This window comes from Bacillus sp. C-3-6 (genome assembly GCF_054509685.1).
This window is the reverse complement of the sequence record NZ_CM137247.1, coordinates 4416157-4438344: the sequence shown is the minus strand read 5'-3', so window position 1 is coordinate 4438344 and position 22188 is coordinate 4416157. Positions and strand designations below refer to the sequence as shown.

The window sequence follows — 22188 nt, the reverse complement described above, 5'->3', positions numbered from 1 at the left end:
AATAAGAAAAATAAAAGGGGACTAAAAAATATGTTCACACTCCGAGTAGATGACGAAATCGAACTACAATTATTAGAAAAACATCATAAAGAGGAATTATATCAATTATTAGATCAAAACCGTAATCATTTAAGAAAATGGCTCCCTTGGGTAGATGGGACAAAATCTGCTGATGCTTATGATGAAATTTTCCCGATGTGGTTAAAGAAGTTTGCAGAGGGAGACGGTTTTGAAAGTGGTATACGTTACAAAGGAAAGCTCGTTGGGATGGTAGGTATTCATCCAGTGAGCTGGGGGAAGAAAGCCGCGAGTCTTGGGTATTACCTTGCAGAAGATGCTGGAGGAAAAGGCGTTATGACGCGTAGCGTGAAGGCTGTGCTTCAATATGCATTTGAGAATTTAAAATTAAATAAAATGGAAATCCGATGCGGTGTTGAAAATGCGAAAAGCCGCGCAATTCCAGAACGTTTAGGATTTAAGTTAGATGGTATTTTACGAGATGAAGAATGGCTATATGATCATTTTCATGATATCGCTGTATATAGTTTACTAGCTTCAGAATGGAAAGAGATTCGATGAACGAGAAGATTCGTATTGTTCCATATGAAGGTACGTTTCAAGAGGAAGTAGTAGATCTTATCGTTCATATTCAGCAAAAAGAGTATAATGTTCCCATTACGAAAGAAGAGCAACCTGATTTACTTGAAATAGAAACATTCTATCAAAAGGATCACGGAAACTTTTGGGTAGCAATTTATGATGGTAAAGTAGTTGGAACAGTAGCTTTATTAGATATTGAGAATCATCAAGTAGCGCTAAGAAAAATGTTCGTGAAGAAAGAGTTTCGCGGAAAAGAATGGGGCGCATCACATATGTTGCTTCAAACAGCAATTTCATGGGCTGAGGATAAAAAATTAAAAGATATTTACTTAGGAACAACAGTAAAATTTTTAGCGGCACATCGTTTTTATGAAAAGAATGGTTTTCAAAGTGTGAGTATAGATCAGTTGCCGAAAAATTTTCCAGTGTTACAGGTAGATAAGAAATTTTATAGGTACATTGTGTAAAAGGTCATTTAGAAATGGCCTTTTTCTATGAACTAAAATGGAAATAGTGGTATAATTTGGATTAGGGGGTGTAGGTATGAACTTTCCAATTCAAAGAAGTAAGTCAGTAGTCATTTTTGTTTGTCTTACGTTAGCTTTTATGTGTATATATCCAATTTTCATGCTTTTCACTAATAAAGCGCATTGGATATCGGCGTTGATTGGGATGGGTTTATGCTTCATTGTAAATGTACCACTTGTTTGGGAAGTATTTATTAAAAAACATAAAGTAGAAAATGGCGTATTAAAGTACGGTGTTTTAAATGACGATATTGTATTGAAAGAGATAAGAATAATTCGTCAAGTTGGGAAATCGCTTGAAATTACGACGAATGCATATAAAGTACATATAATTGCGATGCCACAAAATATGAATAAATTTTTGGCGCTTATCAAGAAAGAAAATCCACATGTGAAAATAGAAATGGTAGGTAAGAAATGAAATATGTAAAACCTTTGTTTTGTTTGGAAATTTTGCTTGTGTTTGCTATTTGCACTAGAGTATATATGAAATGGGATCTGCCTTTATATGAACCAATATTAATAGGTACTATCGCAGTGGCGCTTTTATATTATTTTCATTTTCAGCAAACAAAAAGTAAGAACAGTAGATCGATATAGGGTGAGGATAATAAAAAAACGCTCGGATATAATTCCAAGCGTTTTTTATTATTTTAAGTTCTCTGGGTTTAAAGCTTCTAATTCAGGTACAACGAAGCGTCCGTCTTTACGGATTAGTACGTCGTCGAAGTAAATTTCACCGCCGCCGTATTCAGGGCGTTGGATGCATACTAAGTCCCAATGGATGTTTGAGTTGTTACCATTCCATGCATCGTCGTAAGCTTGTCCAGGAGTGAAGTGGAAGCTGCCATCGATTTTTTCATCGAATAGGATGTCTCCCATTGGATGTAAGATGTATGGGTTTACGCCGATTGCGAATTCACCAACGTAGCGTGCGCCTTCGTCTGTATCGAAGATTTTATTAATGCGTTCTGAATCGTTTGCAGTTGCTTCAATGATTTGGCCGTTCTCGAACTTAAGTTGTACATTTTCAAATGTATAACCGTTGTAAGGAGATGGTGTGTTGTAAGAAACTGTACCGTTAACAGAGTCACGAACTGGTGCAGAGTATACTTCACCATCTGGAATGTTTAAATGACCTGAGCATTTAATTGCTGGAATGTCTTTAATAGAGAATGTTAAGTCAGTTCCAGGACCAGTTAAACGAACTTTATCTGTTTTATTCATTAATGTAACAAGGCTATCCATCGCCTTATCCATTTTACCGTAGTCTAAGTTACATACTTCAAAGTAGAAGTCTTCGAAAGCTTCTGTACTCATTTTAGCAAGCTGTGCCATAGAAGCATTTGGGTAGCGAAGAACAACCCAGCGTGTTTTTGGAACGCGAATGTCTCTATGAACTTTTTTGCCAACCGTTTGGCCATGAACTTTCATACGCTCACTTGGAACGTCAGCTTGTTCATTAATATTATCGCCAGAGCGAAGACCGATATAAGCGTCCATGTCTTTCATTACGCTTGCTTCATATGCAGCGATTTGTTCGAAATGTTCTTCAGTAGCACCCATTAATAAAGAGCGATCTACTTGATGATCTTTTAAAGAGACGAATGGGAAACCACCAGCTGCATATGCTTCTTTTACAAGTGCAGTTACAAGTTCTTTTTGTAAGCCAAAGTTTTCAATTAATACTTTTTCACCTTTTTGTAAGCGGATAGAGTAGTTAATTAAATTGTATGCTAACTTTTCAATACGTGGATCTTTCATATGTAAAGCCTCCCTACTAATTATGTATCCTCTCCTATTGTAACCTACTTAGTGGAATTTGTTGAATGATTTATGTTACAGTTAACGAATAAGTATGAAAATTCTAATGATGAGATAGGGATTAGAATGAAACGGAAAATGATTGTATAATAGGGGAAAGTATGAAAAAGATAAAGGAAGTGATGAAATGCAAGTTCTTTTATATGTAAGTGCGGCTATTATCGCGGTTGCTTTCGCAGTATTAGTAGTGTATGTATGCAGAACGTTGTTATCGGTTCAGAAGACGTTAGAAAACGTTGCAAGCACGTTAGAAGGTTTAGAAAAACAAATGCAAGGAATTAGCGTAGAGACAGAGCAATTATTACATAAAACGAATGCGTTAGCTGATGATATTCAACAGAAGTCACAGTCATTAAATAAAGTGGTAGCGGGTGTAGATGGGATTGGAACGACAATCCAATCTTTAAATACGAAGCTTCGTAATGTATCAGACTCTGTAACGGACGAAATTGAAAATAACGCTGATAAAGTAGCGCAAGTTGTACAGTGGAGCAGTGCGGCGATTGAAGTATACAATCATTACCGTGCGTCGAGACAAGAGAAGAAGGTTGAAAAAGAAGAGCGTAAATTAGAAAGAATTGAGAAAAACGCTGAAAAGAAAGAGAAGCGCTCTAGATTTCGTATGAGAGGTGAATCGTGATGAATATGACAAAGCTTGAAACAATTGAAGAGCTTGAAGTCTTAGTAGAAAAGAATGAGCCGTATGTTCTTTTTAAACATAGTACGACATGCCCGATTAGTCACGGTGCATACACAGAATTTCAAGCGTATTGCAGTGAAGAAAGAGAAGTGCCAGCGTATTACTTATACGTACAAGATGCAAGAGATGTGTCAAATCGTGTTGCAGAACAATACAGTATTAGACATGAATCACCGCAAGTGCTATACATAAAAGATGGGATGGTAGTATGGAATACATCTCATTGGAATATTAAAAAAGATGCTTTAGAAGAGAATATAAAGTAAAAAGAAGCAAGCTAAAGGTGCTTGCTTCTTTTTTTTGTTTTTGTTGAAATATATTTAATGGTACACTATTAATAGTTCAAACTAAATAACTAGATTGTTGAAAGTAGGTTTTAAGTAATGAAGAAAATGGCATTATCCTTCGCAGTCGTAAGTTTATTACTGGGAGCTTGTAGTAACAATAGTAATACGATTAGTAAGAAGGATGAAGTTATACAAAAAGATACAAAAGAAAAAAGTATGATTCCGAGAACTGCTGTTTCTAAAGATTATTATAGAACTGTTATTCCTTTAAAAGAACAAAAGGTTATTAATACAGCTAATATAAAAACAAATTCTAAATTAGATTTAGCAGAGTATGAAAATGGTTTAATAAATATTGCAACGCAGCAATTTGATACAGAGAGCCACGTACTGCAATTAAATCAGTATATTCCAGAGAAACTAGTTGATGAACTAGTTGCGAAAGTAGAAGCGCCAGTTTTGACGAATATTATAGAACAAGACTATTTCGGAAAACAGAATTCAAATGAATTAAGTTTATCTGGTGTTATGATTGGCTTAGCTATGTCTTCAAGTGTATCGAATGAAGAAGCTATGTCTAAAGGGTCTGAAGTTGCTAAACAACTTATTGAAGCTATTAACAAAAATGATAAATATAACAAATCTCCAATTACGTTTGCTATCTTTAAGCAAGAAAGTACAAGTTCTTTAAAAAATGGTACGTATATTGCTAGTGCTACTGTTCAAAAGAATGATACGAACCTTGGAAATTGGAGTACAATTGATGAAAAGTCGTATTCATATCCTTCTGATGAATTTACACAAGCACATGGAGAAGATAATACAAAAATAACTAACTTTGCTAAGGAAATAAAAGGTTTTTCTACTGGAGATTTTATTCCAGTCAACGCAAAAGTTTCTTATAAGAAAGATCAAATGGATACATTAAATATGAATATTGTTATTAAATATAACGGTAAAACAGAATTAATGGCTCTTACCCAATTGGCTGCGCAAGGTATGTTGGACAAATTGCCTAAAGATGCGAAAGTACAATTACAGATCAAGTCCGAGAGTAAAATTGAGGCCGTTATTATAAAAGAGAAAAACAGTGATAAACCGTTTGTTTCCTTCTTGTAAAAAAGACAGTATGTAAACTGTCTTTTTTTTATTTTAAATGAAAATATACAATGTTTTTTGATGATAATTCATTGCTGTATATCGTGTGACAATCGTATATGTATCAACTATAATAAGTTATCTTAAAAAAGTAATATATAGGAATTTGAAAGATGTGGCTTTTTTATGGCATCACAACAATTAGGTCGTTTAAGTTCTGAAATTGATCAACTTAATTTACAAATATTAGAGTTATTAAACGAAAGAGGTCGTCTCGTACAAGAAGTTGGTACTTTAAAAGAAGTATAAGGTGTGAAACGTTTTGATCCTGTACGTGAAAGAAATATGCTGGATTTAATTGTAGAGAATAATAATGGTCCATTTGAAACTTCGACTTTACAACATATTTTCAAACAAATTTTTCAAGTTGGTTTAGAGTTACAAGAAGAGGATCATCGTAAAGCACTACTTGTGTCTTGTAAGAAAAAATAGAAGATACGATTGTTGAAATTAATGCGTGGTGGTGCTTTCAAGCCACATACTTCACCGTATGATTTTCAAGGTCTTGGATTAGCAGGATTACAAATTTTACGCCAAGTAGCAGATAAATATGATTTGGCTGTTATTAGTGAAATTTTAAATCCAAATGATATTGAGATGTCATTAGATTACGTTGATGTTATTCAAATTGGCACTCACAATATGCAAAACTTTGATTTGCTAAGGGCAGCTCGTGCTGTAAATAAACCAGTATTATTAAAACGTGGTCTATCAGCAACGATTGAAGAATTCATTAATGCGGCAGAATATATGATGGCAAAGGGAAATGGGAACATTATTTTATGTGAACGAGGTATTCGCACGTATGAAAGAGTGACGCGTAAGACGCTTGATATTTCCGCTGTACCGATTTTAAAGAAAGAAACACATTTACCTGTTGTTGTCGATGTAACGCATTCTACAGGGCGACGTGACCTTCTCTTATCAACTGCAAAAGCAGCGATGGCAATTGGTGCAGACGCAATTATGGCTGAAGTACATCCAAATCCCGCTGTAGCTTTATCAGATGAGGCGCAGCAAATGAATATTCCGCAGTTCAATGATTTTATGAATGAATTAAAATCATTTGGAAGTAAATGATAAAAAATTTTAATGAGCTGTTCCAATAAGGCGTTTTGGGGCATCTGTATAGAGACTGTCATTGTCGATTTTTGTCGGTAAGTTGATATATTTAAAAAATCGCTGATATAATTAGAGTTGTGGTAGATATATTTAAAAAATCGCTGATATAATTAGAGTTGTGGTAGATATATTTGGAAAATCGCTGATATATTTCGAGTTACGGTTCATATATTCGAAAAATCGTCGATATAAATTTCATTTACTATCGTACTGCTTAAAATAAGATTTCTACTTAGGAAACATCTATTTTTTTACAAAAAATGCTCTTTTTTCATAAAAAATACGAAAATACGAGAAAAGAAGCGAATTTTTTCGAAACTTTTGCGGGAAAATATTGTATGAGCCTGCGTTTTTATCGTATCATTAGTAAAAGGAAGAACTCGGGACGATTGGTGGCATCTGCAAATAGAGTTGATGTCTTTTTTTCATTCAAGTAACCGATACATAAAAATAGATAACAAAAATAGAAGGAGTGTGCGATGAGATGAACGTAACAATCTATGATGTAGCGCGCGAAGCGAACGTTTCAATGGCTACCGTATCACGCGTTGTGAACGGTAACCCAAATGTAAAGCCTACAACAAGAAAGAAAGTATTAGAAGCAATTGATCGTTTAGGGTACCGCCCAAATGCGGTAGCACGTGGACTAGCAAGTAAGAAGACAACTACAGTAGGTGTTATTATTCCTGATATCTCAAATACGTTTTATGCAGAACTTGCACGTGGAATTGAAGATATCGCAACAATGTACAAATATAACATCATTTTAAGTAACTCTGACCAAAACAAAGAGAAAGAGTTCCATTTATTAAATACGATGCTTGGAAAGCAAGTGGACGGAATTGTTTTCATGGGTGAAGATATTACAGACATTCACATTGAAGAATTTAAAAAATCTCCAGTACCAATTGTATTAGCAGCGTCATTCGATGAGCAAAATGAAACGCCATCAGTAAATATTGATTATACACAAGCAGCTTACGATGCAATGAAGCACTTTATTGAGCAAGGACATAAGCGTATCGGTTTCGTCTCTGGTCCATTCATTGATAAAGCGGGAAGCGCGAAAAAGTTACAAGGTTATAAAAAAGCTTTAGAAGAAGAAGGTATTTCATATGATGAAAATCTTGTAATCGATGGAGATTACACATATGACTCAGGTATCGAAGCATTCGAAAAGCTTTGGAGCAATGATGAAAAGCCAACAGCAATCTTCGTATCGTCTGATGAAATGGCACTAGGTGTAATCCACGCAGCACAAGACGCTGGATTAAACGTACCAACTGACGTAGAAGTACTTGGTTTCGATAATACACGCCTTGCATTAATGGTTCGTCCGCAACTTTCAACAGTTGTACAACCGATGTATGATATCGGTGCAGTAGCAATGCGTCTATTAACAAAGTATATGAACAAAGAAAAAGTGGAAGATCACACTGTTATCTTACCTCACCGTATCCAATTTAGAGATTCAACGAAGTAAGTATAAAAAAGCTCACAGCATTTGCTGTGAGCTTTTATTTGTATTCAGGATAGTATTTTTGTACTACTGTATCTGCCGTGTTATTTTTCTTAACGTGTAAAAATCTTGCGTACAATTCTTTTCCAGTTTCAAATGGGGTATCGTCTAATTCAAACACATGCAACACTTTTCGGAACGTCCATGTGATTTGCTCATCATACATATTATCGTATGTGTGCTCCGATTGTATAGCTATCTTTTCACCTAGTTCATGAGCTTCTTCTAAACTGTTTGCTTTAACAAGAATAATACTTTCTTCAAAAAGTGTATCGTGATTCTCTTCATAATGCTCATCAATTTTCGTAGGATCAGGCTCACCAGCATGAACAGACTCAAACAATAATTTTACAGCGTACACATTATGCTGCATGTTTCACTTTATAAATAATACTTGCGACAAGTGAAGCAGGTATTGTAAATAAGTTACTTTGATAATGGTAATGTACTTGGGATTCTTCATAAGACATGTTGTCATATAGTTCGTTTTGTGAGACATTCATTTTTTTCTGTTTTTCTTTGAGCATTTTAATGTAGTTGTACTGTATTGGGACGAGAATGATGAAATAAGCTAATACGATTAGTGAAATCCAAATCATTATGAACACTCCCTTACAAAGAATATTTGTATATGGTAATTATATCAATTTATATGAAGAATATCCATATTTTCCTAGTGGTCAATTTCTTTTCCAAAATGCAAAAAGTTCTTCAGCGCTTCGTAAATTATGTTCAAGGCATGTTTGGGCAGTGCGTTTTAAAACTTTGTATTAACTGTTCTAATCTAGAAGGATCATATTGTTTCACATGGCCAGTAATAATGGTTTCATCTTTGTCTAAGTCAATTGTAATTTAATCGAATCGCTCTACTTGTTTAAAATATCCTACAATATCATCTTCCAATTGAAATTCTCCATAGTTTATAGCTTATTTAGAAGATTTCTCTATAAATTGTATGATTCCTTGTTATATGTCACATAAGTGCAAATTTACCTATTATAGGGCAATGTCATGTATAATAGAAAGAAAAGGCTTGTGAGGGGGGAGAAGAGATGATCGTTCTTTGGATAATTACGCTTTGTATGACTGCTATTTTTGCATATATGACGTTAAAACAAAATGGTTTAAAGCGATTTGTTCCAGGAAGTATTCTTGCAGGAATTGCCCTTATCACGTATGTAATTTCTATTTTTATTGAAAGTGTATCAGTAGATATGAGCACAAGTTTAATGTTTATTGGTATTACACTATTTGCAGGTAGCATTATGGTACTTATGGTTGCTGGTATTATTTTATTTATTCATATGAATTCGGAAACGTTATAGCATATAGAAAAGGCATGTCCCGAGGGACATGCCTTTTTATCCGTTCAATTATGCTCTATCTTTAGAAGAGTTTTGCTGTTTTAGTAAGTCGCGAATTTCGCCAAGAAGTTCTTCTTCTTTTGTTGGTTCTGGAAGTTCTTCCTCTTTTTCTTCTTCTCTTTTAGATGTTAGTTTGTTGAAAACTTTAACAAACATAAAGATAGCAGCTGCAATAATTAAGAAATCAAAAATAGTTTGGATGAAGTTACCATACATAATAGATGATTTACCGAATGTAATTTTTAAATCTGTAAAGTCAACGCCACCTAATACCATACCAAGTAATGGTGTGATGATATCTTTTACTAAAGAACTAACGATTTTACCGAATGCAGCACCGATTACAACCCCGACAGCTAAATCGATTACATTACCTTTGAATGCGAATTTTTTAAACTCGTTCCACATGTGTTAATCCCATCCTTTCCACGATTCATTATGAAATTTATAATTCCTATCAACATATTCTATAGAAATTTACGAGAGAAATAAAGAGGAAATGGGAATGAAAGTAAATTCTGAAAAATGTATCCGTTTTAATTTTTGTTTACATCATCTAGTAAAGATTGTAGCATTTGCTGCGTTTTTAATCCTTCTAATCCATCTACAACAGGCTTTGTATCGCCTTGTACACACTCAATAAAATGATGAACAGCATCTTCAAAACCACGTTGTTTTAACGTCGTATCCCATGATGGGGAACCACTTTGTGAAATTGAGTTTTCCTGTTCAATTTCAAATGTATTCATATTTTTTACGCGAATGATTTTCCCTGGCGTTACAAGTTCAATTTGTTCTAAATTTGTACCGGCATGGCGATGCATTGCAGTAGAAAGTAACAGTCCACTTGGAGTTGTATATGTATGATGTCCGTAAAGAAGTTCATTCTTTTCATTGATTTGCATCATATTGTGAACGACGTTAAGGTCATTATTAGCTAACCAGCGAGCTGTATCTACAATGTGTAAATAATCATCTAACATAGTGAAATCGTACGTATATGGCCCGACTTTATTTGTGCGATGCTTTTCAATTCGAATCCATGAAATATCATTAGCCTGTTCTTTGGCAGCGACATACATAGGAACGAATCTGCGATTAAATCCGACCATTAATTTTCGGTTATATTTCTCGCTCAACTCGACTAGTTGCTCAGCTTGTTCCACTGTAGCTGCTAGCGGCTTATCAACATAAACGTCGATCCCTTTTTTCAGAAGTTCAGAAACGATTTCATAATGTGATGCAGTTGAACTATGCACGAAGATTGCATCGCATTCCGAAGCTAACATTTCAATAGAATGAAAGTCTTGAATCCGGTATTGCTGGCAAACTTGTTTTCTTTTTTCTGCGTTAGGTGTAAACGCCCCTACAAAATTCCAATCTGTTTCTTTTGTAAGTGTTGGAAGATAGGCCTTTTGCGCAATACTTCCAAGTCCAATCATCCCAATTTTAGGTTTGTTCATTTTTATTCCCACCCTATTAATATTAATGTAACGGCTTAAATGTAGCATAGGGTGGGGGAGGAAGGCAAAAATTAGCTTTTTACTTACGTCCTTCTAACAAAATCTTCTCTATCTCTTCAAAGTTATGAGCGCGAGCATGCTCTAACGGGGTAACACCATCATGGTCTGGAATATTTACATCTGCACCGTGCTCAATAAGAAGGCGAATGACTTGTTGCTGTGTTTCGTTTCCGTTACTTAGTACGATGGCTTCCATTAAAGCTGTCCATCCGAGGTTATTTACATGATTTACATCAATAGTTGTTCGAGTGAGGAGTTCTTTTATAACGTCAATATAGCCATGTTCTGAGGCTGGGATAAGAGCTGTTCCGCCGTAACGATTTGTAATCATAGGATCTGCACCAGCATCAATTGTTAGCTTTAAAATGTCTAAGTAACCTTCCGCACCGGCGTATAGAAAGGGATTGTTTTTCATGTCATCTTGGATGTTTACGTCAGCACCAGATTCGATAAGCGCTTTTGCGGTTTTTACATCATTTTTGTATGTAGCAATCATAAGTGGAGTGCGTCCTTGATTATCCGTCGCATTTATATTTGCGCCTTGTTTTAGTAAAGATATAACAGTATTCGTTTCATTTTTTTCAGTAGCTGCTAGTAGTGCAGTCTCCATGTTTGTCATCTCCTTTTTTACTTCTTGTTCTTGCGAGCATCCTTGTAAAAAAATTACGCAACATATCATACTGAATGTTTTTTTGAACATGGAATTTCAACCTCCTAATTTCAACTGTAAAATAGGAACATTAAATTTTTATAAACTGACGCTAAAATTACTATAAAATCGCTTGAGTATTTGAACATATATTTTTATGCTTATGAATATGAAGGATGGGTAAAGTGAGGATGTAAATGATGTCTATTAAAACAAGGTTTTTATTTTCTTATATTGCTGTAATTCTCGTTTCTATTACGCTCATATTAGTCGCGGGATTTTTAATTGTTTTTTCGATAACAGGTGACTTGGAAGCAGTGAAAAATTTCTATAAAAGTTCTTACATTCAAAAGCCGCTTACATCAGAAGAAGAGAATGCCTATCTTGAATTAAAATTAGCGGCAAAGCAACATCAATCTCAATTATTAGATGAATCGTTCGTTTCATCAATTGAAAAAGAAGGCGTGAAAATAATTGTAAGAAAGGGAGAAAACATTTCTTATGCTACAAAGGGTTTTGAAAGTTCGACTTTAACAGAAGCCCTTCCGAAATTTGAAGCAGCAAATATTAATAGTCGTGGTACAACGGAACTAGGTGATACATTTTATCGATATGTAAAATTTGATTTTTATTTTGCAGAGAAAGAAGAAGGGAGTATATTTGTACTAAAAAAGCAAAGTTCATTTGTAGATCTTACACAAAAATTATTTCCAATCTTATTCGTATCGCTTTTACTATTAGCTATTTTACTTATTGGGTTATTAAGTTATCTCGTTTCAAGAAGTGTAATAAAACCAATTTTTGTATTGAAAGGCGCAACAGAGAAAATTAAAGAAGGAAATTTAGATTTTCAAATGCCAGTTACATCGCACGATGAAATAGGTCAATTAAATCAAGGATTTGAGGAAATGAGGAAGAAGTTAAAAGAATCGATTGAAGTACAAACGCAGTATGAAGAAAATCGAAAAGAACTTATTTCAAACATATCGCATGATTTAAAAACACCGATTACATCTATTATCGGATATGTAGAGGGAATAAAGGACGGGGTAGCAAATACGCCAGAAAAAATGGATAAGTATTTAACGACAATTCACACGAAGGCAAAACATATGGACACACTCATTGATGAACTCTTTTTGTTTTCAAAGCTCGATTTGAATCGAGTTCCATTCCAATTTGAGACAGTTGAATTAAATACGTTTATGCAAGAATTAATAGAAGAGATGCAGATGGATTTAAGTGAAGAAGGTATAGAAGTTAACTTACAATTACATTCATCGCCATTATATGTAACGGCTGATTGCGAAAAGATAAATAGAGTTATATCAAATTTAATTCATAATAGTGTGAAGTACATGGATAAAGAAGAGAAGAAAATTACTGTAACAGTATCGAGTGATAACAATAAAGTTATTGTGAAAGTGATGGACAATGGATCAGGTATAGAATCTGATACGCTACCGTATATCTTTGAACGTTTTTATCGTGCAGAACAATCGCGAAATTCTAGCACAGGTGGAAGTGGACTTGGTTTAGCAATAGCGAAGCAAATTGTTGAAGAACATGGCGGGGAAATTTGGGCGGAAAGCGAGCTTGGTAAAGGCGCAAGCATTTTCTTCTCATTGGAAAAAGTAGAGGAATGTGGTGAGTAAATTGAAAAGAATTTTACTAATAGAAGATGAAGTAAGTATTGCAGAATTACAGCGAGATTATTTAGAAATTAATGATTTCCAAGTTGATGTAGAGCATTCAGGAGAAACAGGTTTACAAATAGCCCTGCAAGAAGAATATGATTTAATTATTTTAGATATTATGCTCCCGAAAATGAACGGATTCGAAATTTGTAAACAAATACGTGCTGTAAAAGATATTCCGATTCTACTTGTTTCAGCAAAAAAAGAAGATATAGATAAAATTCGCGGGCTCGGATTAGGAGCGGATGATTATATAACGAAACCGTTTAGTCCAAGCGAATTAGTTGCAAGAGTAAAAGCACATATTGCCCGTTATGAAAGATTATCAGGAAATGTAAGTAAGCAACGTGATACGTTATATATTCACGGAATTTCTATCGATCAACGAGCGAGGAAAGTTTTTATAAACAATGAAGAAGTGGCATTTACAACGAAGGAATTTGATTTATTAACATTCTTTGTAACACATCCAAACCAAGTATTAAATAAAGAACAGTTATTTGAACGCATTTGGGGATTAGATTCCGCTGGTGATTTAGCCACTGTTGTCGTCCACATTAGAAAGCTACGTGAAAAAATTGAAAGAGATCCTGCCCACCCGCAATATATTGAAACAGTATGGGGAGCTGGTTATCGTTTTAATGTGTAGGGAACCTGCCGAGTAATTGGCAGGTTTTTTGTATGTTATTCGAATGAAAAGGAAGGGATAGGTAATTTATGTTAAAATGTAAAGAGAAACAAAACAGAGGAGAGCATGGGGAGCGTGCTATATGTTGGGGGATATATTAAAAGATAATAAATCAAACAAGGCTTTAAAGATTGGAACTAATATCGTACTTATCTTATTGATTATTGGTGCAATACAAATGTTTTATGATGAAGATTCTACGAATGATCATTTTGGTTGGTTCTTTTTTGCGATCTTTTGGGTAATTAAAAGCATTTCTAGCTCTAAGGAAAGTTTAAAAGATAGAGATAAAAAGTCGGTATTACTTGATGTGGGTTTAGTTGTTATTTCTTGTATTTTTTTAGTTGTTTTTAGTGTGAAATATTTCTTTTGAAAAAAGCTCATAGTCTTATAGAGGCTGTGAGCTTTTTGTCAGTGTTTAGGTTTTCTTAATAATAACGGTACTAACGATTTATAAAATGTTTGAGTAGTAGAAGTAAACTGAGTAGCCTCTTCTAAAAAAGGATAATGGTTGCTGTTTTCAAATGGAATGAAGATAGAATTACGTATCCCATCATGCATCTTGATAGAATACTGAATTGGGCACTGTACATCATATCTTCCGCATATAATAAGTGTCTTTGTTTGGATGGAAGGTAAATACTCCCTTAAATCAAATAACGGATATTCATTGACGAAAGCATTCATCCGGCTAACGGACATTGTTTTTTTGATTGGTTTACAAAAATAAGAGTTGTAGTTTTCTGGTTTATACAATGATAATTTTGTTCTCTTAGTAGATAGTTTTTTCCGTCCTTCACTTGTAAGATGAGGGCTTTTTAAGTTTTCGATGAGCTCTTGCATATAATGAAATTGTGAATGTTCGGGATGATAAATGCAAAATGGTGTTTCGGTATAGTTACTTGCTGCAGCTCCTACTACGGCTAATGATTGTAAGGAATTTGGATATGTAATCGTATATAAAAGTCCAAGCATACCACCTGTTGAATGGCCAGCGAAATGCCATGTTGGAAGTTGTAATGCTTCTCGTATGGCTTCCAAGTCGTGGATTGTTTCAATCATGCTTAATTCGTTTTCTGACTGGGCGGTTACAGAGCTACCAGTATCTCGTAAATTAATGAGAAATACACGATGCGTAGCAGTAAAAACATCCGCAAAGTAATCACCAGTTTCATTAAATTGTGAATAGTGATGTGTAATACAAAGCGATTCGCCATCTCCTTTTGTAAAGAGTTCAAATGTGCCACGTTTCGTGTGGATCATTTGTCGTTTCCACATAATATCACGACCTTTTCTCATAAAAGTTGGGCCAGGCTGTTATGAAATGAAGATATATCGGCGCATCTCGAAATATATCAGCGATTATCAAAATATATCGGCGCATTTCGAAATATATCAGCGATTATTAAAATATATCGACTTACCGACAGAAACCGACAATAAATAAAAGGAGGCTATTCAAAAACGAGCCTCCTTTTCGTTTAGTATAAAGATTTTGTCATATTATTCCGAATAATTTCAAGGGATTTTGCTACAGTTAATGCATTTTTTTCTTCAATTTCTGGTTTACGGGGGATAGGTTTATACATGTTGTCTGGATCTTCCCATGTGAGGGGAAGTTCTGTTTCTGCTTGTCCTTTCCAAGCTTCAATCCATTCTGGAGGGAGATAACCTGAGATGTTTTGGATGTTGTTCATTTCGAGCCAAATGAGCGCCCATGCTCTTGGTACGACGCGCCAATGGTCATAGCCGCCACCACCGACAGCGATCCAGCGACCGTCGCAATATTCATTAGCAATTTCACGAGCGAGCTTCGGTATTTCGCGGTAAATATTCATTGTTGCACAAAGATGTGTAAGTGGGTCATAATAATGTGCGTCAGCACCATTTTGCGTTAAAATAATATCCGGTTTAAAGTACGCCGCAACTTCTTTTACAACAGTTCGATATGATTCTAAGAACGATTCATCTTCTGTAAAAGCATCGAGTGGAACGTTAAAAGAATAACTATAACCATTACCTTGTCCACGTTCGTTTACAGCGCCAGTTCCAGGGAATAAATAGCGACCAGTTTCATGCAGTGAAATGGTGCATACGTTAGGGTCATCATAAAATGACCACTGAACGCCATCGCCGTGATGAGCATCTGTATCAATATATAAGACGCGTAAACCGTATTTCTTTTGAATATATTTCATTGCGATAGAACTGTCGTTATAAATACAAAAGCCAGATGCTTTGCCGCGAAAGCCGTGATGTAAGCCGCCACCTAAATTGAGAGCGTGCTTTACTTTCCCAGAAAGAACAGCATCGACAGCTGTTAATGTACCACCAACGAGCAATGCGCTTGCTTCGTGCATATTTGGGAACATCGGTGTATCTTCTGTTCCAAGTCCATATGTCATCGCAATTGATTTTTCTAACTTTCCTTCTCCAGCACGTTTTACCGCATTTATGTACTCCTCTGTATGAACGTAGGCAATTTCTTCATCTGTAGCCATCCGTGGTGAGATGATTTGGGAAGAAGAGATGAAACCGCCCTTTTGTAATAAATCATACGTAAGTGTGACGCGCAGTTGGTTAAAAGGATGATCAGGGCTAAATGAATAGCCCCGAAAGTCATCCGAATAAATAAACGCGCTACTCATGCTTGCATCCCCATGATGTTCGGCCATAATACGCGATAGCCTTCTGCTTCAAGTGCATCAATCACTTTGAGAGGATTCATCGTTTGAATGCGGAAAACAAGTACTTTATCATTCTCATCTTTTGCTGGATAGACGAGAACGCTCACGATATTTATTTGTAAATCACTAAAAATAGCAACGACTTTTCCAAGAATACCAGGCTCGTTTTTTACTTGAATTTCAATTTGTGAACTCGGTTGATGTGCCCCTGTTAATTTCACTAACGTGTGCAGTACTGTAGATTCTGAGATGATACCAACTAACTTACCAGCCTTTGTAACAGGAAGGCAGCCAATTTTATTTTCAAAAAATAAAGTAGCAATTTCCTCAACGAAATCGAGAGGATGGCAAGTCATTACAGGATGTTTCATAATAAGTTCAAGCGGTTGCTGTAGCATATCGAGTGAAACTTGTTCATCTAGAATAGACGGACTTGCATCTCTTACATCCCGATCAGAAATAATGCCTACGACGTGATTATTTTGATCGACAATTGGAATGTGCCGAATTCCTTTCGTGCGAATCGTTCGGATTGCTGTTTCGATTGTATCGTTTGGATGTAGTGTAACTACATTTTGATTCATAATTTCTTCTACAATCATTCCAGTTGCCCCCTTTATTAATACATAAAACGATTGTGAAAACGTAGACGATCAAAAGCTTGAATAGAATCCGTATCAACGCGTTTACCGATGCGGACCATTAAACAGTTGGCAGGATGTGAACAAATTTCAGGATCGTCTGTAGCCATCCATTGTAACCCGCCGGCATTCATCATCTTTTCCATTACTTTTCGGTATTCCCACACATTCAATCCTGTTTGTTTCAAATCCCAGTGCCAATAATATTCAGTCGTCAATATAATGTAATCTTCCATATAATCGTCCATCATAGAAACCTCTAGTAAGTTCTTTCCGACAGAACTCCCGCGGAAGGCTGGGACTACTTCGATTGCCCCAAGCTCAATTAAGTTTTCCATTTTTCCTTCTGACCATCGTTCAAGTGGATCAGGATATAAATATGTAACATATCCAACAATCATTTGGTCATGTCTAGCAATAATGAGTCGAGCTTCTGGTAATTTAGAAATTTCGACAATTGCTTTATATTGCTGTTCAGCAGGACGAAATGCAACTAAATCTGGATGAAATTCATACATTTCAAGATTATGTGTAGAGACAGGACCTTCAATAATTAAAGTGCCTTTCGCTGTTTTTAAGTTTCTAGCATTGTATATTTTTTTATGAATCAATGTATTGCTCACCACCTTGAGGGTTTGTGAATCTATTAATATCGTACTTTATAATATATGCGATGTGAATCGAATTTTGTCATTAAAAATTTGTCTAAAAATCAACAAATATACTGAAAATTTTAAATAATATCATTATAATAGATAATAGAATACATAGGAGGGGGATGTAAAGTATGAAAGTAGAAACGCTTCCTGTCATTAAAGGAGAAAATAATTTGCCGAATTATGATGAGGCATACGCGAATTTTAACTGGGAAGAGGTTAATAAAAACTTTACTTGGAATGAAACAGGCCGAGTAAATATGGCGTATGAGGCAATTGATAAGCATGCGAAATCCGATCGAAAGAATAAAGTAGCTCTTTATTATCAAGATGGATCGCGAAAAGAGAAATATACATTTAAGGAAATGAAGGATTTTTCTAATAAAGCAGGGAATGTCCTGAAAAATTATGGCGATGTAGAAAAAGGCGATCGCGTTTTTATTTTTATGCCACGTTCTCCAGAGTTATATTTCGCACTTTTAGGTGCAGTGAAATTAGGAGCAATTGTTGGACCGTTATTTGAAGCATTTATGGAAGGTGCGGTTCGCGATCGTTTAGAAGATAGTGAAGCGAAGGTGTTAATTACAACGCCTGAGTTATTAGAGCGTGTACCATTAAATGATTTACCTGCTTTAAAAACAGTTTTCCTTGTTGGGGATAATGTAGAAGAAGGCGGTAAAACGGTAGCGTTCAATCCTTTATTTGAACAAGCTTCAAAAGAATTACATATTGAATGGTTAGGCCGTGAAGACGGTTTGATTCTACATTACACGTCTGGTTCTACTGGTAAGCCAAAAGGTGTGCTTCATGCGCAAAACGCAATGGTTCAGCACTATCAAACGGCGAAGTGGGTATTAGATTTAAAAGAAGACGATGTATATTGGTGTACTGCTGACCCGGGCTGGGTAACGGGAACAGCTTACGGTATTTTCGCACCGTGGTTAGTTGGAGCGTCAAATGTTATTTTAGGTGGACGCTTTAGTCCAGAAGCTTGGTATGAAGCACTGCAAGATTACGGTGTGACGGTTTGGTACAGTGCACCAACAGCGTTCCGTATGTTAATGGGAGCTGGACAAGACGCAATTAAAAAATATGACTTATCACAAGTGCGCCACGTATTAAGCGTTGGTGAGCCGTTAAATCCAGAAGTAATTCGCTGGGGTATGAATGCATTTGGACTTCGTATTCATGATACGTGGTGGATGACAGAAACAGGTGGACAAGTTATTTGTAACTACCCTTGTATGGAAATTCGCCCAGGCTCAATGGGTAAACCAATTCCAGGTGTGAAAGCAGCGATTGTTGATAATGAAGGAAATGAAGTTCCTCCATACACAATGGGTAACTTAGCAATTGCGAAAGGTTGGCCATCTATGATGCGTGCAATCTGGAATAACCAGCAAAAGTATGAATCTTATTTCATGCCGGGAGATTGGTACGTATCAGGTGACTCTGCCTATATGGATGAAGATGGATACTTCTGGTTCCAAGGACGTATTGACGATGTAATTATGACGTCAGGTGAGCGCGTTGGTCCGTTTGAAGTAGAAAGTAAATTAATCGAGCATGCTGCTGTTGCAGAAGCAGGTGTAATTGGTATTCCTGATCCGGTGCGCGGCGAAATTATTAAAGCATTTATCGCACTTCGAGCAGGATACGAACCATCTGATGAATTAAAAGAAGAAATTCGTCAATTTGTAAAGAAAGGCCTAGCAGCTCATGCAGCGCCAAGGCAAATTGAATTTAGAGATAAATTACCGAAAACGAGAAGTGGTAAAATTATGCGCCGCGTATTAAAAGCGTGGGAGCTGAATTTACCAACAGGTGACTTATCAACGATGGAAGATTAAGAGAGGAAGGTCTGAACGAAAAATGTTCAGGCCTTTTTTTATGTTATTATTAACTTATGTATATAAGTTAAAAGGGGGAGTATGATGAAAACAGAAAAAGAAAAGATGATACTAGGAGAAATGTACATACCGGCTGATCCAGTTTTAGTACAAGAAAGAGAGCAAGCACGTATATTAACGAGAAAATTAAATGATACGCCAGAAGAGCAATTAAAAGAGCGTAGCGAAATCGTAAAAGAATTATTTGGAACGACAGGAGATAATATTCATCTTGAATCTTCTTTTAGATGTGATTACGGTTATAACATTCACGTTGGCGAAAATTTTTACGCGAACTTTGACTGTACGATTTTAGACGTATGCCCGGTAACAATCGGAGTGAACTGTATGTTAGCTCCAGGTGTTCACATTTATACAGCAACACACCCGCTTGATCCAGTAGAGCGCATAAGCGGATCAGAATACGGAAAACCAGTTACAATTGGCGATAACGTATGGATTGGCGGAAGAGCAATTATTAATCCAGGTGTAACAATTGGAGACAATGCGGTGATCGCATCTGGTGCTGTCGTAACGAGAAATGTACCTAATAATGTAGTAGTTGGCGGGAATCCCGCAAAGATTATAAAAAAATTAAAATAATATTTGAACGAAGTGTCTTCCTCGTCTGTATACATTTGTGAAAGAATAGATGAGGGAGGCTTTTTTATGTCTAATAAATTACTTCTTGCTTTTGCTTTACTTGGAATTATAGTCGTATTTTCTTGTGGTTTGCTATTACCGATGCCAATCGGATTTAAAGTTTCAATGATTACAGCTGGCGTTATGATGATTGTTATGTTTTCAATCATTATTCCGTTTGATAGAAAACATATAGTACGGAAAAAAGGATATAAAATTGATTTTACAAAAACAAAAGTGTACTTTCGCTGGAATGTATTTGATACGATTTCAGCTTGTCTGGCAGTGTATGCATGTATATGTGTGCAAGTATTAAATATTTTAGTTTCAACCGGGCAGACAATTCAAAACCCGTGTGTTCAATTTTTTACGAATCAATCGCAAGTATGGATTATTGTTGCTAGTTGCTATTTAATTTCCCGTATTTCGTTAACGTTAAAAGGAATAAAGGAGATCAAAAATCATGGCGCAGATTGGGATTGAGGAAGAGCTCATGCTTGCGTATCAAAGTGGAGATAAACAAGCGGGAGAAAGACTATATATTTTAATCAAACCAACGCTATACACATTTTTATATCGATTTAACCGAGATGAACAATTAAGTATCGATCTTGTGCAAGATACGTTTTTGACGCTAGAGCGTAAGAAACATATGTATGAACCTGAAAAGGGCAAAATAAAAACGTATTTATTTCAAATCGGTTATCGTCTTATGATTAATAAATTAAATAGGAGAAAAAAGTGGCGTACGCTTTTGCCATTTTTAGTGCCGATTCCGGAAAAAGAATTTTCTCACGAAGATCGGCTCACAGTAAGAGAAGCAATTTTGAAAGTTCCAGAAGAGCAAAGAGCGGTCCTAATCCTTTCTTATTATCATAATATGCAGCAAAAAGAAATTGCAGAAATATTAAACATTCCGATTGGAACAGTGAAGTCGAGACTCCATAACGGGATAAAGAAATTGAAACAATTGCTGGAGGTGGATGAAATTGAGCGAAAATCCCTTTAAGAGTGAATATAAGTTAAAGCAACATTTAGATAGTGATCATGTAGAAATACCAGACTTTCCAAAAACGGTAAGTCGATTCGATCGATTAATCGGGTTTCTTGGTTCCCCGGCGAAAGATCCTGTGGAGGCGACCATTGGAAATGATTTATCGGTTGTGTTTCATGTATCGTTGTTAGTTGGGCTTCCGGTTATTTCTATAATTATGATATTAATTATAGGATTTTAAATAGGGTAGGAGAAATGAAGTGCATAGTGAAAGCTATGTGCTTTTTACATTTAGACATATTATGAAATTAATTCCAAATTAAATAATAATATGTTAATATACAAATATATAATTAATGTATTATTGAGGGGAAGATAAATTATGAGACAGTGTTCCAATTGTGGAAGTCAGGTGCGACAGCATGATAATTTTTGTGGGGATTGTGGTATGAATTTAGAGAAACAACAATGTTCAGAGGAGATATTAGAAACGAACAATGAATGGAATGTAGAGAATAAGAAAAAAACTAGTTTTCTAGCCCATAAACGATTCGTAGTTGTAAGTGCAATAGCCTTAATAATCGTTGCAAGCACTATTTATATTTTTTTAACTCATTCTTCTACTTTTAATAAGATGAAAGGGTATTGGTATGCTGGCGGTAAAGGGGCTTACCTTCAGATTCAAGAAATAGACGATAAAAATATTGAAATAGTGTTTTATGAAAAGAGAGGGAAAACAGAAAGAGTTAAAGGGAGTGTAGTAGATTATAAGGATAATCAAGTAATATGTAATATGTCATACCCTTGGAATGGAAGAGTGAAATTGGAATTATTGGATGATACAACGTTGTACATGAGTGAAGAGGGAAAGAAATCGCATAAATTAAAACTGACAAAGGTTTCCGAAAAGGAGATGCAAGAGTTTTATGGAGGGGAAAAATCTTCAAGGTAGTTTGTATATAGTATTTTCTTCAATTTGACACATGCTAGTAAATAATGATATAAAGAAAAGTATATGAAT

At 35.5% G+C, this 22188-nt stretch carries 28 protein-coding genes and 1 pseudogene; 19 read left to right on the top strand and 10 right to left on the bottom strand.

Annotation, left to right across the window (positions count from 1 at the left end; translation table 11 throughout):
- The first annotated feature begins 30 nt into the window (after positions 1-30).
- The 4 genes from ACW0JX_RS22825 to ACW0JX_RS22810 all read left to right on the top strand — a co-directional run bounded on the left by ACW0JX_RS22825 (position 31) and on the right by ACW0JX_RS22810 (position 1727).
- The gene (locus ACW0JX_RS22825) at positions 31-579 is read left to right on the top strand and encodes a GNAT family N-acetyltransferase (RefSeq protein WP_053563537.1); all 549 of its coding nucleotides are present in this window, start codon (positions 31-33) and stop codon (positions 577-579) included.
- Positions 576-1067: a GNAT family N-acetyltransferase gene (locus ACW0JX_RS22820; RefSeq protein WP_071731401.1), complete on the top strand. Its 492-nt coding sequence runs from the start codon at positions 576-578 to the stop codon at positions 1065-1067. Before ACW0JX_RS22825 ends, ACW0JX_RS22820 begins: the two co-directional genes overlap by 4 nt.
- Before the next feature lie 76 nt (positions 1068-1143).
- Positions 1144-1548, top strand: coding sequence for a PH domain-containing protein (locus ACW0JX_RS22815; protein WP_089171846.1), 405 nt, complete (start codon positions 1144-1146; stop codon positions 1546-1548).
- A complete protein-coding gene (locus ACW0JX_RS22810; protein ID WP_023523191.1) occupies positions 1545-1727 on the top strand; it encodes a hypothetical protein in 183 nt (60 codons plus the stop codon). The genes ACW0JX_RS22815 and ACW0JX_RS22810 overlap by 4 nt, the downstream gene beginning before the upstream one ends.
- Before the next feature lie 48 nt (positions 1728-1775).
- Here the strand turns inward: ACW0JX_RS22810 and ACW0JX_RS22805 are convergent, their stop codons facing one another.
- Positions 1776-2891, bottom strand: coding sequence for an aminopeptidase (locus ACW0JX_RS22805; protein ID WP_088023141.1), 1116 nt, complete (start codon positions 2889-2891; stop codon positions 1776-1778).
- 187 nt (positions 2892-3078) lie between these two features.
- Here ACW0JX_RS22805 and ACW0JX_RS22800 point away from each other — a divergent pair, with 187 nt between their 5' ends.
- The 5 genes and pseudogenes from ACW0JX_RS22800 to ccpA all read left to right on the top strand — a co-directional run bounded on the left by ACW0JX_RS22800 (position 3079) and on the right by ccpA (position 7701).
- Positions 3079-3591, top strand: coding sequence for a DUF948 domain-containing protein (locus tag ACW0JX_RS22800; protein WP_001197721.1), 513 nt, complete (start codon positions 3079-3081; stop codon positions 3589-3591).
- On the top strand, positions 3591-3917 hold the full coding sequence (gene ytxJ / locus ACW0JX_RS22795; RefSeq protein ID WP_001057469.1) for a bacillithiol system redox-active protein YtxJ: 327 nt from the start codon (positions 3591-3593) through the stop codon (positions 3915-3917). Before ACW0JX_RS22800 ends, ytxJ begins: the two co-directional genes overlap by 1 nt.
- Positions 3918-4034: 117 nt before the next feature.
- Positions 4035-5057 carry a CamS family sex pheromone protein gene (locus ACW0JX_RS22790; protein WP_000738029.1) on the top strand — a complete coding sequence of 341 codons (1023 nt, stop codon included), beginning with the start codon at positions 4035-4037 and terminating at the stop codon, positions 5055-5057.
- Between the two features lie 165 nt (positions 5058-5222).
- Positions 5223-6176 (top strand): annotated as a pseudogene (locus ACW0JX_RS22785) (bifunctional 3-deoxy-7-phosphoheptulonate synthase/chorismate mutase).
- Positions 6177-6702: 526 nt separating this feature from the next.
- Positions 6703-7701: a catabolite control protein A gene (gene ccpA, locus ACW0JX_RS22780; protein WP_001103303.1), complete on the top strand. Its 999-nt coding sequence runs from the start codon at positions 6703-6705 to the stop codon at positions 7699-7701.
- 34 nt (positions 7702-7735) lie between these two features.
- Here ccpA and ACW0JX_RS22775 read toward each other — a convergent pair whose 3' ends face one another.
- On the bottom strand, positions 7736-8098 hold the full coding sequence (locus tag ACW0JX_RS22775; protein ID WP_340784963.1) for a DUF4288 domain-containing protein: 363 nt from the start codon (positions 8096-8098) through the stop codon (positions 7736-7738).
- A gap of 1 nt (position 8099) precedes the next feature.
- Positions 8100-8336, bottom strand: coding sequence for a DUF3949 domain-containing protein (locus tag ACW0JX_RS22770; protein ID WP_000637898.1), 237 nt, complete (start codon positions 8334-8336; stop codon positions 8100-8102).
- A gap of 453 nt (positions 8337-8789) precedes the next feature.
- On the opposite strand from ACW0JX_RS22770, the gene ACW0JX_RS22765 reads away from it, so the two are divergent.
- Positions 8790-9062 (top strand): DUF3917 domain-containing protein, encoded by a 273-nt coding sequence (locus tag ACW0JX_RS22765; protein ID WP_000636589.1) that lies wholly within the window; start codon positions 8790-8792, stop codon positions 9060-9062.
- 48 nt (positions 9063-9110) lie between these two features.
- On the opposite strand, the gene mscL is transcribed toward ACW0JX_RS22765, so the two are convergent.
- The 3 genes from mscL to ACW0JX_RS22750 all read right to left on the bottom strand — a co-directional run bounded on the left by mscL (position 9111) and on the right by ACW0JX_RS22750 (position 11324).
- Positions 9111-9509 carry a large-conductance mechanosensitive channel protein MscL gene (gene mscL, locus ACW0JX_RS22760; protein WP_000267003.1) on the bottom strand — a complete coding sequence of 133 codons (399 nt, stop codon included), beginning with the start codon at positions 9507-9509 and terminating at the stop codon, positions 9111-9113.
- Between the two features lie 128 nt (positions 9510-9637).
- Positions 9638-10564, bottom strand: a complete 927-nt coding sequence (locus tag ACW0JX_RS22755) for a Gfo/Idh/MocA family protein (RefSeq protein ID WP_340782503.1) — start codon at positions 10562-10564, stop codon at positions 9638-9640.
- A gap of 79 nt (positions 10565-10643) precedes the next feature.
- Complete coding sequence (locus ACW0JX_RS22750) at positions 10644-11324, bottom strand: ankyrin repeat domain-containing protein (RefSeq protein WP_340782506.1); 681 nt, start codon at positions 11322-11324, stop codon at positions 10644-10646.
- Positions 11325-11473: 149 nt separating this feature from the next.
- Between ACW0JX_RS22750 and ACW0JX_RS22745 the strand changes: the two genes are divergently transcribed.
- From ACW0JX_RS22745 to ACW0JX_RS22735, 3 genes are all read left to right on the top strand, one after another.
- Positions 11474-12928 carry a HAMP domain-containing sensor histidine kinase gene (locus ACW0JX_RS22745; protein WP_459245084.1) on the top strand — a complete coding sequence of 485 codons (1455 nt, stop codon included), beginning with the start codon at positions 11474-11476 and terminating at the stop codon, positions 12926-12928.
- 1 nt (position 12929) lies between these two features.
- Positions 12930-13619 (top strand): response regulator transcription factor, encoded by a 690-nt coding sequence (locus tag ACW0JX_RS22740; RefSeq protein ID WP_003271808.1) that lies wholly within the window; start codon positions 12930-12932, stop codon positions 13617-13619.
- 121 nt (positions 13620-13740) lie between these two features.
- The gene (locus ACW0JX_RS22735) at positions 13741-14031 is read left to right on the top strand and encodes a hypothetical protein (RefSeq protein WP_459245083.1); all 291 of its coding nucleotides are present in this window, start codon (positions 13741-13743) and stop codon (positions 14029-14031) included.
- Between the two features lie 38 nt (positions 14032-14069).
- On the opposite strand, the gene ACW0JX_RS22730 is transcribed toward ACW0JX_RS22735, so the two are convergent.
- From ACW0JX_RS22730 to acuA, 4 genes are all read right to left on the bottom strand, one after another.
- A complete protein-coding gene (locus tag ACW0JX_RS22730; RefSeq protein WP_459245082.1) occupies positions 14070-14957 on the bottom strand; it encodes an alpha/beta fold hydrolase in 888 nt (295 codons plus the stop codon).
- Positions 14958-15139: 182 nt separating this feature from the next.
- A complete protein-coding gene (gene acuC, locus ACW0JX_RS22725) occupies positions 15140-16306 on the bottom strand; it encodes an acetoin utilization protein AcuC (protein WP_082187973.1) in 1167 nt (388 codons plus the stop codon).
- On the bottom strand, positions 16303-16947 hold the full coding sequence (locus ACW0JX_RS22720; RefSeq protein ID WP_000634583.1) for an acetoin utilization AcuB family protein: 645 nt from the start codon (positions 16945-16947) through the stop codon (positions 16303-16305). Before ACW0JX_RS22720 ends, acuC begins: the two co-directional genes overlap by 4 nt.
- A gap of 17 nt (positions 16948-16964) precedes the next feature.
- The gene (acuA, locus tag ACW0JX_RS22715) at positions 16965-17597 is read right to left on the bottom strand and encodes an acetoin utilization protein acetyltransferase AcuA (RefSeq protein WP_000581393.1); all 633 of its coding nucleotides are present in this window, start codon (positions 17595-17597) and stop codon (positions 16965-16967) included.
- 176 nt (positions 17598-17773) lie between these two features.
- Here acuA and acsA point away from each other — a divergent pair, with 176 nt between their 5' ends.
- From acsA to ACW0JX_RS22685, 6 genes are all read left to right on the top strand, one after another.
- Positions 17774-19492: an acetate--CoA ligase gene (gene acsA, locus ACW0JX_RS22710; RefSeq protein ID WP_000862047.1), complete on the top strand. Its 1719-nt coding sequence runs from the start codon at positions 17774-17776 to the stop codon at positions 19490-19492.
- An 81-nt stretch (positions 19493-19573) separates the two neighbouring features.
- Positions 19574-20134 (top strand): maltose acetyltransferase domain-containing protein, encoded by a 561-nt coding sequence (locus ACW0JX_RS22705; protein ID WP_459245081.1) that lies wholly within the window; start codon positions 19574-19576, stop codon positions 20132-20134.
- A gap of 66 nt (positions 20135-20200) precedes the next feature.
- On the top strand, positions 20201-20656 hold the full coding sequence (locus ACW0JX_RS22700; protein ID WP_459245080.1) for a hypothetical protein: 456 nt from the start codon (positions 20201-20203) through the stop codon (positions 20654-20656).
- On the top strand, positions 20637-21182 hold the full coding sequence (locus tag ACW0JX_RS22695; RefSeq protein WP_459245079.1) for an RNA polymerase sigma factor: 546 nt from the start codon (positions 20637-20639) through the stop codon (positions 21180-21182). The genes ACW0JX_RS22700 and ACW0JX_RS22695 overlap by 20 nt, the downstream gene beginning before the upstream one ends.
- Complete coding sequence (locus tag ACW0JX_RS22690) at positions 21163-21408, top strand: hypothetical protein (protein ID WP_001293780.1); 246 nt, start codon at positions 21163-21165, stop codon at positions 21406-21408. The genes ACW0JX_RS22695 and ACW0JX_RS22690 overlap by 20 nt, the downstream gene beginning before the upstream one ends.
- Before the next feature lie 141 nt (positions 21409-21549).
- Positions 21550-22119 (top strand): zinc ribbon domain-containing protein, encoded by a 570-nt coding sequence (locus ACW0JX_RS22685; RefSeq protein WP_232733558.1) that lies wholly within the window; start codon positions 21550-21552, stop codon positions 22117-22119.
- Positions 22120-22188: the final 69 nt, after the last annotated feature.

What these genes read in the sequence shown, in the direction of transcription:
- ACW0JX_RS22825 (WP_053563537.1), top strand. Translation starts at nt 31, where the DNA reads ATGTTCACACTCCGAGTAGATGACGAAATCGAACTACAATTATTAGAA.
- ACW0JX_RS22820 (WP_071731401.1), top strand. Translation starts at nt 576, where the DNA reads ATGAACGAGAAGATTCGTATTGTTCCATATGAAGGTACGTTTCAAGAG.
- ACW0JX_RS22815 (WP_089171846.1), top strand. Translation starts at nt 1,144, where the DNA reads ATGAACTTTCCAATTCAAAGAAGTAAGTCAGTAGTCATTTTTGTTTGT.
- ACW0JX_RS22810 (WP_023523191.1), top strand. Translation starts at nt 1,545, where the DNA reads ATGAAATATGTAAAACCTTTGTTTTGTTTGGAAATTTTGCTTGTGTTT.
- ACW0JX_RS22805 (WP_088023141.1), bottom strand. Translation starts at nt 2,891, where the DNA reads ATGAAAGATCCACGTATTGAAAAGTTAGCATACAATTTAATTAACTAC.
- ACW0JX_RS22800 (WP_001197721.1), top strand. Translation starts at nt 3,079, where the DNA reads ATGCAAGTTCTTTTATATGTAAGTGCGGCTATTATCGCGGTTGCTTTC.
- ytxJ (WP_001057469.1), top strand. Translation starts at nt 3,591, where the DNA reads ATGAATATGACAAAGCTTGAAACAATTGAAGAGCTTGAAGTCTTAGTA.
- ACW0JX_RS22790 (WP_000738029.1), top strand. Translation starts at nt 4,035, where the DNA reads ATGAAGAAAATGGCATTATCCTTCGCAGTCGTAAGTTTATTACTGGGA.
- ccpA (WP_001103303.1), top strand. Translation starts at nt 6,703, where the DNA reads ATGAACGTAACAATCTATGATGTAGCGCGCGAAGCGAACGTTTCAATG.
- ACW0JX_RS22770 (WP_000637898.1), bottom strand. Translation starts at nt 8,336, where the DNA reads ATGATTTGGATTTCACTAATCGTATTAGCTTATTTCATCATTCTCGTC.
- ACW0JX_RS22765 (WP_000636589.1), top strand. Translation starts at nt 8,790, where the DNA reads ATGATCGTTCTTTGGATAATTACGCTTTGTATGACTGCTATTTTTGCA.
- mscL (WP_000267003.1), bottom strand. Translation starts at nt 9,509, where the DNA reads ATGTGGAACGAGTTTAAAAAATTCGCATTCAAAGGTAATGTAATCGAT.
- ACW0JX_RS22755 (WP_340782503.1), bottom strand. Translation starts at nt 10,564, where the DNA reads ATGAACAAACCTAAAATTGGGATGATTGGACTTGGAAGTATTGCGCAA.
- ACW0JX_RS22750 (WP_340782506.1), bottom strand. Translation starts at nt 11,324, where the DNA reads ATGTTCAAAAAAACATTCAGTATGATATGTTGCGTAATTTTTTTACAA.
- ACW0JX_RS22745 (WP_459245084.1), top strand. Translation starts at nt 11,474, where the DNA reads ATGTCTATTAAAACAAGGTTTTTATTTTCTTATATTGCTGTAATTCTC.
- ACW0JX_RS22735 (WP_459245083.1), top strand. Translation starts at nt 13,741, where the DNA reads ATGTTGGGGGATATATTAAAAGATAATAAATCAAACAAGGCTTTAAAG.
- ACW0JX_RS22730 (WP_459245082.1), bottom strand. Translation starts at nt 14,957, where the DNA reads ATGAGAAAAGGTCGTGATATTATGTGGAAACGACAAATGATCCACACG.
- acuC (WP_082187973.1), bottom strand. Translation starts at nt 16,306, where the DNA reads ATGAGTAGCGCGTTTATTTATTCGGATGACTTTCGGGGCTATTCATTT.
- ACW0JX_RS22720 (WP_000634583.1), bottom strand. Translation starts at nt 16,947, where the DNA reads ATGATTGTAGAAGAAATTATGAATCAAAATGTAGTTACACTACATCCA.
- acsA (WP_000862047.1), top strand. Translation starts at nt 17,774, where the DNA reads ATGAAAGTAGAAACGCTTCCTGTCATTAAAGGAGAAAATAATTTGCCG.
- ACW0JX_RS22705 (WP_459245081.1), top strand. Translation starts at nt 19,574, where the DNA reads ATGATGAAAACAGAAAAAGAAAAGATGATACTAGGAGAAATGTACATA.
- ACW0JX_RS22700 (WP_459245080.1), top strand. Translation starts at nt 20,201, where the DNA reads ATGTCTAATAAATTACTTCTTGCTTTTGCTTTACTTGGAATTATAGTC.
- ACW0JX_RS22695 (WP_459245079.1), top strand. Translation starts at nt 20,637, where the DNA reads ATGGCGCAGATTGGGATTGAGGAAGAGCTCATGCTTGCGTATCAAAGT.
- ACW0JX_RS22685 (WP_232733558.1), top strand. Translation starts at nt 21,550, where the DNA reads ATGAGACAGTGTTCCAATTGTGGAAGTCAGGTGCGACAGCATGATAAT.